This is a genomic window from Paeniglutamicibacter psychrophenolicus, from assembly GCF_030812255.1.
Classification (GTDB): Bacteria; Actinomycetota; Actinomycetes; order Actinomycetales; family Micrococcaceae; genus Paeniglutamicibacter; species Paeniglutamicibacter psychrophenolicus_A.
The window spans coordinates 59,964-71,633 of record NZ_JAUSSH010000015.1; the positions used below are offsets into that span (position 1 = coordinate 59,964).

Annotated in this window: 12 protein-coding genes; 6 read left to right on the forward strand and 6 right to left on the reverse strand. The window is 66.1% G+C overall.

Translation table 11 applies throughout. The features are described 5' to 3' along the window. Positions 1 to 7: 7 nt before the first annotated feature. Positions 8 to 973, reverse strand: a complete 966-nt coding sequence (locus J2T21_RS17005; RefSeq protein WP_307582978.1) for a 1,4-dihydroxy-2-naphthoyl-CoA synthase — start codon at positions 971 to 973, stop codon at positions 8 to 10. 401 nt (positions 974 to 1,374) lie between these two features. Here J2T21_RS17005 and J2T21_RS17010 point away from each other — a divergent pair, with 401 nt between their 5' ends. Further along, positions 1,375 to 2,826 carry an amino acid permease gene (locus tag J2T21_RS17010; RefSeq protein WP_307582980.1) on the forward strand — a complete coding sequence of 484 codons (1,452 nt, stop codon included), beginning with the start codon at positions 1,375 to 1,377 and terminating at the stop codon, positions 2,824 to 2,826. Between the two features lie 127 nt (positions 2,827 to 2,953). Here J2T21_RS17010 and J2T21_RS17015 read toward each other — a convergent pair whose 3' ends face one another. Next, positions 2,954 to 4,402, reverse strand: a complete 1,449-nt coding sequence (locus J2T21_RS17015; RefSeq protein WP_307582982.1) for an MFS transporter — start codon at positions 4,400 to 4,402, stop codon at positions 2,954 to 2,956. A 345-nt stretch (positions 4,403 to 4,747) separates the two neighbouring features. On the opposite strand from J2T21_RS17015, the gene J2T21_RS17020 reads away from it, so the two are divergent. The 5 genes from J2T21_RS17020 to J2T21_RS17040 all read left to right on the forward strand — a co-directional run bounded on the left by J2T21_RS17020 (position 4,748) and on the right by J2T21_RS17040 (position 8,873). Next, positions 4,748 to 5,971: a thiolase family protein gene (locus J2T21_RS17020; protein ID WP_307582984.1), complete on the forward strand. Its 1,224-nt coding sequence runs from the start codon at positions 4,748 to 4,750 to the stop codon at positions 5,969 to 5,971. A 2-nt stretch (positions 5,972 to 5,973) separates the two neighbouring features. After that, complete coding sequence (locus J2T21_RS17025) at positions 5,974 to 6,762, forward strand: enoyl-CoA hydratase/isomerase family protein (RefSeq protein ID WP_307582986.1); 789 nt, start codon at positions 5,974 to 5,976, stop codon at positions 6,760 to 6,762. Then, positions 6,759 to 7,631, forward strand: coding sequence for a 3-hydroxyacyl-CoA dehydrogenase family protein (locus tag J2T21_RS17030; protein WP_307582987.1), 873 nt, complete (start codon positions 6,759 to 6,761; stop codon positions 7,629 to 7,631). Before J2T21_RS17025 ends, J2T21_RS17030 begins: the two co-directional genes overlap by 4 nt. Before the next feature lie 172 nt (positions 7,632 to 7,803). Continuing rightward, a complete protein-coding gene (locus tag J2T21_RS17035; protein WP_307582989.1) occupies positions 7,804 to 8,160 on the forward strand; it encodes an antibiotic biosynthesis monooxygenase family protein in 357 nt (118 codons plus the stop codon). 29 nt (positions 8,161 to 8,189) lie between these two features. Continuing rightward, complete coding sequence (locus tag J2T21_RS17040; protein WP_307582991.1) at positions 8,190 to 8,873, forward strand: tyrosine-protein phosphatase; 684 nt, start codon at positions 8,190 to 8,192, stop codon at positions 8,871 to 8,873. A 41-nt stretch (positions 8,874 to 8,914) separates the two neighbouring features. Here the strand turns inward: J2T21_RS17040 and J2T21_RS17045 are convergent, their stop codons facing one another. The 4 genes from J2T21_RS17045 to J2T21_RS17060 all read right to left on the reverse strand — a co-directional run bounded on the left by J2T21_RS17045 (position 8,915) and on the right by J2T21_RS17060 (position 11,602). Further along, positions 8,915 to 9,508: a hypothetical protein gene (locus J2T21_RS17045; protein ID WP_307582992.1), complete on the reverse strand. Its 594-nt coding sequence runs from the start codon at positions 9,506 to 9,508 to the stop codon at positions 8,915 to 8,917. A gap of 123 nt (positions 9,509 to 9,631) precedes the next feature. Then, the gene (locus J2T21_RS17050) at positions 9,632 to 10,120 is read right to left on the reverse strand and encodes a hypothetical protein (protein WP_307582994.1); all 489 of its coding nucleotides are present in this window, start codon (positions 10,118 to 10,120) and stop codon (positions 9,632 to 9,634) included. Positions 10,121 to 10,402: 282 nt separating this feature from the next. Further along, positions 10,403 to 11,020, reverse strand: a complete 618-nt coding sequence (locus J2T21_RS17055; protein ID WP_307582996.1) for a hypothetical protein — start codon at positions 11,018 to 11,020, stop codon at positions 10,403 to 10,405. Between the two features lie 9 nt (positions 11,021 to 11,029). Beyond that, on the reverse strand, positions 11,030 to 11,602 hold the full coding sequence (locus tag J2T21_RS17060; RefSeq protein WP_307582998.1) for a hypothetical protein: 573 nt from the start codon (positions 11,600 to 11,602) through the stop codon (positions 11,030 to 11,032). Positions 11,603 to 11,670 lie beyond the last annotated feature (68 nt).

The following is an 11,670-nucleotide window of genomic DNA, read 5'->3' on the forward strand; positions in this document are numbered from 1 at the left end:
CTTGGCCTTAGAAGTAGTACGGGTGGCCGGACCAGTCGGGGTCGCGCTTTTGCAGGAAGGCGTCCCGTCCCTCGACGGCCTCGTCGGTCATATAGGCCATGCGGGTGGCCTCGCCGGCGAAGACCTGCTGGCCGGCCAGCCCGTCGTCGGCCAGGTTGAAGGCGAACTTGAGCATGCGGATCGCTTGCGGGGACTGGCGTGCGATGTCGGCCGCGTATTCCAGGGCGACTTCCTCGAGGCGTTCGTGGTCCACGGCCTCGTTGACCGCTCCCATGGCCACCATGTCCTCCGCGGAGTGCTCGCGGGCCAGGAAGAAGATCGATCGGGCGTTTTTCTGGCCGACCTGGCGGGCCAGCAATGCCGAGCCGTAGCCGGCGTCGAAGGAACCGACGGTGGCGTCGGTCTGCTTGAACTTGCCGTGCTGCCGGGAGGCAATGGTCAGGTCCGAGACGACGTGAAGCGAGTGCCCGCCGCCGGCGGCCCAGCCGTTGACCACGGCGATGACCACCTTGGGCATGGTGCGCATCAGGCGCTGGACCTCGAGGATGTGCAGGCGCCCGGCGCGTGCCGGGTCGATCGAGTCGGCCGTCTCGCCCTCGGCGTAGCGGTAGCCGTCGCGGCCGCGGATGCGCTGGTCGCCGCCGGAGCAGAACGAATGCCCGCCGTCCTTGGGGGAGGGGCCGTTGCCGGTCAGCAGCACCGTTGCCACATCAGAGCTCATGCGGGCGTGGTCCATGATGCGGTAGAGCTCGTCGACCGTGCCGGGGCGGAACGCGTTGCGGACCTCCGGGCGGTTGAAGGCGATGCGCACGGTCGGCAGGTCGCGGACGATGGTGCCCTCGGCGTCGCGTTCGACCTGCCGGTGGTAGGTCATGTCTTCAAGGTCGAAGCCCTCGACAACGCGCCAGCGCACGGGGTCGAAGATGTCGGAAACCTTGGCTGGAAACGGGGGGGTGGATTCAACGGTGCTCACAACCATGAATGCTATCCGCTGGGCAGCCCCGGGGCGAAAGGGCGGTGATGGGCGTGGCTTTGGGGTGTCGGGTGCACCCCGGCAATGCCGTCGCGGCAAGGTACCGGCCGCGGAGGTGCGGCAATACTGTTCAACAATTAATATTGGTGTTTTCCTTGACAGCGCGGCCTTCATCAAAGTGTGCTCCCACTTGCATGCTTGTGTTAATCGGGATGGTGTGCATCACGTTGCGCCGTTGTGCTCCACTCCACATTCGACTTCATGTTGTGATGAAAAATACGGTAAGTTTGCCATTTGCACCCCCGCTTAAGTGTGTGATTGGGCGCCCTGAAACGGGTCTCACCGGGTGTACTCCCCGTGTTGCCCATGCGGGTTGATTGAGTCACCAAAGGAGTTACACGTTGGAACCACACAACGTACGAGAGCACCAGCACCCCGTGTCCACCAAGGTCGCGGAACTGTCTTCCGAAGGCTACAAGAAGACGCTGACCCGTCGCCACGTCCAGATGATCGCCATGGGCGGCGCCATTGGCGTGGGCCTGTTCATGGGTGCCGGTGGCCGTCTGGCCTCGACCGGCCCGGCCCTGATCTTCTCCTACGCGCTGGCCGGCCTGATCGCCTACTTCCTGATGCGTGCCCTGGGCGAGCTGATCATGTACCGCCAGTCCTCGGGTTCCTTCGTTTCCTACGCCGGTGAGCTGTTCGGCGCCAAGGGTGCCTTCCTCGCGGGTTGGATGTACGTGCTGAACTGGGTCATGACCGGCATTGCAGAGCTGATCGCCATTGGCCTGTACTTCACCTACTTCTTCCCCGGCGTCCCGGTGGAAGCCGCGGCGCTGTGCGCCCTTGGCCTGCTGGTGGCCGTGAACCTCTTCAGCGCCAAGGCCTTTGCCGAGTTCGAATTCTGGGCGTCCTTCCTGAAGGTTGCCGCGATCGTGCTCTTCCTGCTGATCGGCATCTACCTGGTGGTCACCAATGCACAGGTCGGCGACGGACACGCAGCGGTGGGCAACCTCTTCGCCTCCGAGGGCGGCATGTTCCCGCGTGGCGTGCTGATCTCCATCCTGGTCCTGAACGCAGTGATCTTTGCCTACAACGGCATCGAGCTGGTGGGCATCACCGCCGGCGAAATGGAGGATCCCGAAAAGGAAGTCCCCGCGGCCATCCGCGCCGTGGTGGTGCGCATCGTGGTCTTCTACGTCGGCTCGGTCACCCTGCTGGCGATGATCCTTCCGTGGAACCACTACAAGGCAGGCGAGAGCCCGTTCGTGACGGTCTTCGACCAGCTGGGCTGGGGCTGGATCGGCAGCGTCATGAACTTCATCGTCATCACCGCCGCGCTGAGCTCCTGCAACTCGGGCATCTACTCGATCGGCCGCGTCTTCCGCGCGATGGCCAACAACGGCCATGCGCCGCAGTGGCTGACCAAGATGAACAAGCGCTATGTTCCCTACGCCGCCATTTGGGCGATTGCCGCTGTCTACTTCGTTGGCGTGATGCTGAACATCTGGCTCGGTGGATCCTACGCGTTCGACCTCGCCTTGAACACCGCCTCGATCGGCGTGCTGTTCACCTGGGCCTCGATCTTTGCCTGCCAGATCATGCTGCGCAGGAAGAAGGGCAAGGTCTCCAAGCTCCCGATGTCCGGTTCCCCGTACACCAGCTGGGCAGGATTGGTGGCGCTTGCCATCATCACGGTGCTGATCGGCTTTGACACCATGGTCGGCAAGGACGGCGAGGTCTTCCACCTGGGCCGCTATACCATCGGCTGCATCCCGCTGATCGCGGTCGGTCTGTGGATCGGTTGGCGCAAGGTGCGCCACAACAAGCCCAAGAGCGAGCTCTATTCGTAGGGAATCGTCCGCGCCGGAGCGCGCAAGCGGCGAAACGGTGGGTGGGTGGTTCCCAGGGAAATCTTGGGAACCACCCACCCACCGTTGTTTCCGGCGCCGTTGCCCCGGGGGAAAGGGCCGGGCCAGGCTAGGACCGGGGAGCGAGGGCCTCCGCGTCCGTGTCGGCCAGGATGCCCGTCTGGTGGGCATCCGGAAGCTCGGTTCCGCGCAGCGAGGCACCGGCGGTCTCGGGCAGGTACCGCGTGGCGACCAGGCCGATGGCGCAGGCCGCCATCATGTAGACGGCCGGGAACAGCAGGAAGTCGGTCTCGTTGATGACTGCCTCGTTGACTATGGCCGCGGTGCCGCCGAAGATCGCGGTTGCCACGTTGTAGGTCACGGCAAAGCCGGCAAACCTGACATGGGACGGGAACATGGCGGGGAAGGTGGCCGTGATGGTGGCCAGTTGCGGGATGTAGAGCAGGCCCAGGATGGCGAAGCCGAGGATCGCGAGCGGAAAACTCCTGCCCATCAGCCAGAACAGCGGCAGGGCCAGCACAAAGAGGCCGATCAGCGACGCAAACCACAGGGGTTTTCGACCCACCTTGTCCGAGAGTGATCCGGCAAAGGGGATGACGGCCATCATTGCAACCTCGCCGACCAGGATCACCATCAGGGACGCCTTCGGATCCAGGCCCAGCTGGCCCTCGAGATAGGTCGGCATGTAGCTCAACAACGTGTAGTTCACGACGTTCAGGGCGATGACCAGGCCGCTCATGATGAGCATCGGGCGCCAGTAGCCGCGGATGAGCGTGCGCAGGGAGCTTGATTCCTGGACCTCGCCGCGCTCCTCGAGTTCCTGGAAGACCGGGGTGTCTTCCAGCTTGTTTCGCAGGTAGAGGCCGATCAGGCCCATGGGCAGGGCCATCATGAACGGTACGCGCCAGCCCCAGTCCATCATGGCCTCGTCGCCCAGCGCGACCTGGAAGCCCAGCATCACGGCCGTACCCAGGGCGAAGCCGCCGAGGGTGCCGAACTCCAGGAACGACCCGAAGAAGCCGCGCTTCTTGTCGGGGGAGTATTCGGCCATGAATGTTGCGGCGCCGCCGTATTCCCCGCCGGTGGAGAAGCCCTGGATCATGCGCAGGAGCACCAGCAGAACCGGTGCCAGGATGCCGACCTGTTCAAAGGTCGGCAGGATGCCGATGAAGAAGGTTGCCAGGGACATCATCAGGATGGTGAGGGCCAGGATGTGCTTGCGGCCCAGCTTGTCGCCCAGCGGTCCCCAGACCAGGCCGCCGAGCGGCCTGACCAGGAAAGAGAGTGCGAAGGTCCCCAACGCCATGAGGGTTCCGCCCTCGGTGGGGAAAAAGTGGAAGGTGATGTAGGTCACTGCCACGGCGTAGACGCCGTAATCGAACCATTCGGTGAGGTTTCCCATGGCCGAGGCGGCAGTTGCCTTGCGGATTTCGCTGCGGCCGGCGGTGGTGGACAGGTCCGGGCCGATGTCTTCGCCGAAATCCACCGGGTTGGTGGCCTGGGATGCCACCGGTGTGGTGTTGTTTAGTTGGTTGGGTTGGCTGTTTTCCGGCTGCATTGCTGCTCCGTTTGCTATTCAGCTTTCCGTCGACCGGATGCCCGCCCAAATCCATGTGCAAGGCCTGGACGGTGACGGTCCACGATCCAGGCAGGGCCCGGAGTCGGTCAAGTGGAAGACGATACGGCAGTGAATTGGAGTGGTCAACCCGAAAAGTTTGTTTGCCGGGAGGTTGACCCCGCTTGTGGCAAGATGGGATTGTATTAGTGAACGAATGGTCGGTTATTCGGTCGTTCCCGCTCAGGGAGCGGCAAGCGGGGCCAAAACACGGTGCACGAACGGTTCCTTCCGCTGGGCAAACCACGGGACGGACCGGGGCATGCACCGAATGACAAAGGAGTTGGTATGACCGAGGCATTCTTGGTGGGCGGAGCCCGCACCCCGGTGGGACGTTACGGCGGGGCGCTGTCCAGCGTGCGCCCCGACGACCTGGCGGCCATCGCCATCAAGGCCGCCGTCGAGCGCGCCGGCATCGACCCGGCCGACGTCGACGAGGTCATCTTCGGCAACGCCAACGGCGCCGGCGAGGAAAACCGCAACGTCGCCCGCATGGCCTGGCTGCTGGCCGGTTTCGAGGATTCCGTCCCGGGCATCACCGTGAACCGCTTGTGCGCTTCCGGCATGAGCGCCATCACCATGGCCAGCCACATGATCAAGGCCGGTGCCGCGGACATCGTCGTCGCCGGCGGCGTCGAGTCCATGTCCCGCGCCCCCTGGGTCATGGAGAAGCCCGACAAGGCCTTCGCCAAGCCGGGCGCCAGCTACGACACCTCCATCGGCTGGCGCTTCCCGAACCCCGAATTCCTCTCCGGCGAGCTGTCCCGCGAGGGTAAGGCCACCTTCTCGATGCCCGAAACGGCCGAGGAAGTCGCCCGCGTCTATGGCACCTCCCGCGAGGATTGCGACGCCTTTGCCGTGCGCTCCCACGAACGCGCGCTTGCCGCCATCGCGGCGGGCCGCTTCAAGGACGAGATCGTCCCGGTGACAGTGAAGACCCGCAAGGGCGAAACGATTGTGGACACCGACGAGGGGCCGCGCCCCGGGACCACCATGGAGGTGCTGGGCAAGCTGCGCCCGGTCGTCAAGGGCGGCACCGTGGTCACCGCCGGCAACGCCTCCACCCTCAACGACGGCGCCTCGGCCATCATCGTTGCGTCCGAGGCCGCCATCAAGAAGTACGGACTTGTCCCGCGCGCACGCATCATCGACGGCGCCTCCGCCGGCCTGGCCCCGGAGATCATGGGTGTCGGCCCGGTCCCGGCCACCCGCAAGATCATGGAACGCTCCGGGCGCAAGATCGAGGACCTGGCGGCGGTGGAACTGAACGAGGCCTTCTCCTCGCAGTCGCTGGCCTCCATGCGCGAACTGGGGCTGGATCCGGAAATCGTGAACCGCGACGGCGGCGCCATTGCGCTGGGCCACCCGCTGGGCTCCTCCGGCTCCCGCATCGTGATCACCCTGCTGGGACGCCTGGAGCGCGAGGCCCGGGAAGGCGGATCCAAGCTGGGCCTGGCCACCATGTGCGTGGGCGTCGGCCAGGGCGCCGCGCTGCTCATTGAGGGGGTCTAGGCATGGCGGAGCGCTTGGAGCCTTCCGGTTTCACGACCCTGAAGCTCACCGAGTTCGACGACCGGCTCTATGTCCGGCTTGACCGCCCGGAGGTCAAAAACGCCATCGACCAGCTGATGGTAGACGAGTTGCACGCGGTGTGCGCCTACCTGGAGGCCACCCAGAAGATCCTGGTGCTCTCCGGAACCCCCGCGGACCCGGACACCGGCACCAAGGGCATCTTCGCTTCCGGCGCCGATATCGCCCAGCTGCGGATGCGCCGGCGCGATGATGCGCTGGCCGGGATCAACTCGGGCATCTTCGACAGGCTCGCCAAGCTGCCGATGCCGGTCATCGCGGCCCTGGACGGGTTCGCGCTGGGCGGCGGGGCGGAACTGGCGTACGCGGCCGACTTCCGCATCGGCACCCCCGAATTGCGCATGGGAAACCCCGAAACCGGGCTCGGCATCATGGCCGCCGCCGGAGCCACCTGGCGGCTGAAGGAACTTGTGGGCGAACCCGTTGCCAAGGAGATCTTGCTGGCCGGGAAGGTGCTCACCGGCGAGGAGTGCCTGCGTGTCGGGCTCATCACCGAACTCGTCGAGGGCAAGGACCTGCTGGAGGCTGCCTCCGCACTGGCCGACCGCATCGGCAAGCAGGACGCGCTGGCCGTGCGCATCACCAAGTCGGTGTTCCATGCCCCGCGCGAGGCGCACCCCGTCATCGACACCCTGGCCCAGGGGATGCTCTTCGAGTCCCAGGCCAAGTTTGACCGCATGCAGGAATTCCTGGACAGGAAGAAGAAGCAATGACAACCCTTCCCAATTCACTCCCCGCCAAGGTCGGTGTGCTCGGCGGCGGACGCATGGGCGCAGGCATCGCCCACGCGTTCCTCATCAACGGGTGCGATGTGCTGGTCGTCGAGCGCGACGAGGCTTCGGCCGTCGCGGCGCGCGAGCGGGTCGAATCGGCCGCGGCGAAGTCAATCGAGCGCGGCGCCACCGATGCGAACCTCGGCGAGATGGCTTCGCGCCTGCGTGTCTCGGTCGACTACGCCGACTTCGCCGACCGCGGCCTCGTGGTCGAGGCGGTCCCGGAAATCTGGGACCTGAAGGTCTCCTCGCTGCAGAGGGTCGAGGAAAACCTCGCGCCCGATGCGATCCTGGCCTCGAACACCTCCTCGCTGTCGATGAGCGGGCTGGCCGCGGAACTGCAGCGCCCGGAAAACTTCCTGGGCCTGCACTTCTTCAACCCGGTGCCGGCCTCCACGCTCATCGAGGTGGTCATCGCCAAGCAAAGCTCCGAGGCACTGATCGAGCGCTCCCGCGGCTGGGTGGCCGGGCTGGGCAAGACCGCGGTCGTGGTCAACGACGCCCCCGGCTTCGCCTCCTCCCGCCTGGGCGTGGCGATCGCGCTGGAGGCCATGCGCATGGTCGAGGAGGGCGTGGCGTCCGCCGAGGACATCGACAACGCCATGGTGCTGGGCTACAAGCACCCGACCGGCCCGCTGAAGACCACCGACATCGTGGGCCTGGACGTGCGCCTGGGGATCGCCGAGTACCTGCACGAGACCCTGGGCGAGCGCTTCGCCCCGCCGCAGATCCTGCGCGACCTGGTTCGTGCAGGGCACCTGGGCCGCAAGACCGGCAAGGGCTTCTACGACTGGAACGATTCCAAGTAGCAGGCCAAGCCACATGCGCCGGTGCCGCGTCGATGGAACTTTCCATCGGCGCGGCACCGGCTTTTTGTTGGTTCACGGGGCGACGGAAACGAATGGGGACGACGCCACGGAAAGTGGGTAGCGTGGGAAGCAGGCGGCCGGGGATGCCGGCACCACCACCGGAAGGACCCCCATGTACGTCGTCACGAACCGCATCACCGTCCCGGCCGAACGCGCGCAGGCCTTTGAGGAGCGCTTCATCGGGAACATGCGCAACAACCTGCCCAACGTGGCGGGCCTCGCGCGGGCCACGCTGGACCGCCCCGTCGACCCGGCGGCCCCGTACAAGGTGACCATGGAGTTCGCCACAGAGGCCAAATTCGAGAGCTGGCGCGATTCGGAGGCGTTCCGCGCCTCGCACGGCAAGCCCGGCGCGGCCGGCGGACCTGCCGCAGAGGCACCCGCGTCGGCACAGCCGGCAAACCCGGTCCAAGCCACCGGGCCGGAACACCACATCCGCATCGAGACCTTCGACGGCGCGCGCGAGTAGGGGACGGGAGGATATCGGTGAAGGATTCGATGCAGACACCGCACTGGGAAGGTGCGGTCAACGCGCGGCTCGTGCTGGGGAAGATCTACCGGATGGGCCGCAGCGAATGGCTCACCGACGCCGGTTGGGCGCAGGCCCATGCCGACGGGGTGCGCACCGTGATCGACCTGCGCAACCCCGACGAGCGCCGGCGCCGGCACACCGACCCGCAGGTGGATGACGCCGCCAGGGCCGGCATCACCATGGTCAATTCCCCCACTGAGGAGCCCGGGCACCCGGAGTTCGAGGCCCTCGCGGTGCCCTACATGAACCACCCGCGGATGTACCCGGAGAACCTGGCGTTCTTCCCCGAACGGATTGCCGAGGTGTTCCACCGGATCGCCGCGGCCGAGGGCAAGATCGTGCTGCATTGCTCGGCGGGGCGGGACCGCACCGGGCTGATCGTCTCGATGCTGCTGGAACTGGTGGGCCGGAACGACCTGCTCGAGCCGCAGTACGAGGCTGCGATGCGCGGGATCAACGACTGGCACAGGATCAGCAGCTACAAGCACCCCCACGAGTCCTACATCGAGGAACCTGACCTCATCGGGCCGCTGCGCGAACGCCTGGCGGCACTGGAGGAATTCGTCGGGGCACTGCGCGTCGAGGACTTCCTGCGCGAGCACGGGCTCAGCGACGCGGAGCTGGACCAGATCCGGGAGAAGCTGGCGTAGGAAACCTCCTGACCCGGGGCAACCGGCCCGGATAGCGCGGATCAGCCGTCGTACGGCACTGCCGTGTAGCTGAACACGACGACTTCCGTCGGCACCTCGGCGGCGGGGTCAAAGTCGAGGTAGATGGATTCCACCCCGTCGGGCAGTCCGCTGCCCCCTCCGGAGGAGCCGCTGGCTTCGCAGGAACTCCCGGAGCTGCTGAAGTCCCGTCCTGTGTTGCCGTCCGAGAGGTCCAAGGAGAACCGCGTTTCCTCGGCGCACCGGACGTAGTATCCGATGCCGGTTTCCTGTCCGCCCGTGGGGATGACGGCTTGCTGCCCGCCAACCGATTTTTCGGCATAGAGCAGGCGCACGGAACCGGGAACCGCGGAGTCGTGGGTGAAGGTGCCGGCAAGGATCTTGCGGGCCGGGGAGTTTTTTGACAGGCCCGACACCCGTTCCTCGATTCCCTTGCTTGAGTAGGGCTTCAGGTCCGGGACCGGGGTGCTTGGCATCGGCTCGAACACCGGGGCCTCGGGCACCGGCGGATCCGCTGCGGGCGGGGAAACGGGGGCCACGTGGTCCAGCGGGACGCACCCGGCCAGCGCCGCAACCAGGAAGGAAGCCGCCAAAGCAGTGGCCAGGTGTCGTTTCATGGTTGGAGTCTAGCCGCCGGGAGTTGCGAAACAGGCGGGGCGCAATATCGTTTGGGTATCGCAAGGGAAACAGCCGCATGGTGCGGAGACTTGGAATCCCGCACCGGTACAGCTGCACCCGGATCATCCCGACCACTGCCGGGCCTCGAGGTCCTTGTAGGTGACCAGGCTGAGCCGGACCTCGGACCCCGGGGCACAGAGAAGCTGGAGCTGGCCCAGCACGGGATACTCCTGCAAGCCGATGTTGAAGTAGCCCGGGACACCGGGCAAGCATTCCGTGGACATGGCACCACCGATCACCATGCCCTTCCCGTCGAAGAGCGTGACCCCGATATCGATGTTTTCCGTGCAGCTCGCCACAATGAGGACCACGTTGGCCGTGCTTTTTCCGGGCAGGGCCAGGCGGCTGCTTCCGGTTAAGCGCTCCGCCAGGAGCACTTCCTCGCCTCCCGGTTCGGCATAGGGGGCGGGGCTCGATCCCTGCAGGGTCCGGTGGGCTGCCATGGAGCCGGGCAACGCGGCGATGCGTTTGTCCAAACCCGCAGCGGAGTATTTCCGCAGCGGCAGGTCGGCGCGCGGGACCACGACGGCTTCAGCGTCCAGGGTGGGCATCGGCCCGAGATGGTGGCCTGCTTCACCCGATTCAGCCACCGACGCGGAGGTAGAGGGGAGTGCGGGGACCTCGTCAAGCGGCACTCAGGCCGTCAGCGCCAGCGCAAGGCCGGCTGCGACGCATAGCGGTCCCGAAAAGCGGTTCATGGCCCGAACCTATCCAATGCGCAAGCCGCGGGGCACGGCCGGCATGCCACCTCTTGTGCCGCCGGCGGATCGGGAGATTGCTGCGTCGAGCGCGAATTGGCCAGGCACCTGGGGTCGGCCAGGTAACGGGCCCTGTCATCGATGGGGACTGTCCTTCTGGGCGCGCATCTCCGAGGAAATAATGGTCAACTCGTACGACACCTGCGGATCGGTCCAGATCTCCACCACGGTGGAGGTGCCGTCCTCGGTCCCTCCGCCGCCCTCGGCGGCACGGCAAGGTTCCAGATCGTAGCGGGCCACCTCGATGCCGCGGAGGTTCAGCGAGCGGATTGTCAGCGGCGCCTCGCTCTGGCACCCCACCAAGATCCACAGCAATGCACCGGATCGTTGGGCCGGCAACTCGATCCAGGCGTCGCCCTTGCCACTGTAGTGCATCAGGACCTTTTCGCTGCCGGGCCGGGCCCCGGGCAAAGGGCTCTTGCCCTTGGCGATGAGCTGGGCATGGGTCGGGCGCTTGTCGCCCACTCCGTGCTCATGCGGGGAAGGGGTGATCGGAAAGACCTGTGTTTCCGGGATGAAGGACGGCCCGGAAGCCGTGGTGGCCGGGCCGGGGAGGGGTGCTGGGTCATCCACGAGCGGGGTGCAGGCGGTGGCCAGGGACACCAGGAAAAGCCGGGCCGCCAAGGTGAGCCACGGATGCCGCACGGGACCGGAATGCCGGGTCGGGCCGGATGCGAGTGGGAAATTTTTCATGGCCGTTCCTCACCGCAGGAATTTTCGTGGCCAGCGGGTGCCGGGGCTGTCGTTCGGAATCGCGGAATCCCCTGCCACCAGCGTGAAGTGCATCCGGACACCGTCCGGGAAAGCCAGGACGCCGCTGGTTTCCGTCGTGTCAAGGGGGCCGGCCACCAGGTCGGTCGCCGGGCATTGGCCCAACGAGTACACCGTGGTGTTGCGGCCCGAGGCATCGAAGGTACGCAGCGACAGCGGAACCGGACGCCTGCAGCGCACCGCGATCCACAGCTTCACGTCCTTGGTCCGGGCCGGGAGCGCAAACGTGAAACCGCGGCTTCGCTCCACGCTGAGCAGCACCTGCTCGGAACCCGGAACCGCCTGCTCGATCGGGTGTTCGCCGGAGGCCAGCCGCTGTTCGATGCCGTGCGGGTCATCGGGTCTTTCCGGGACCATGGCTGGCGTGGCATCAGGTGACAGGAGCGCGGGACGGGAGGACGGCTGGGTGGTGGCCAGTCCCAGATCTTCGACCACCGAGGAGCACCCCGGAAGGTCGGAAGCCATATTGAAGGCGACTATGAGATTAATCGCCCAGTGCTTCATGTCCGAAGGGTAGATGCCTGACATGGATCGCGCCAGATCGGCCCGGCCCAGAAACGGGGAATCAATTG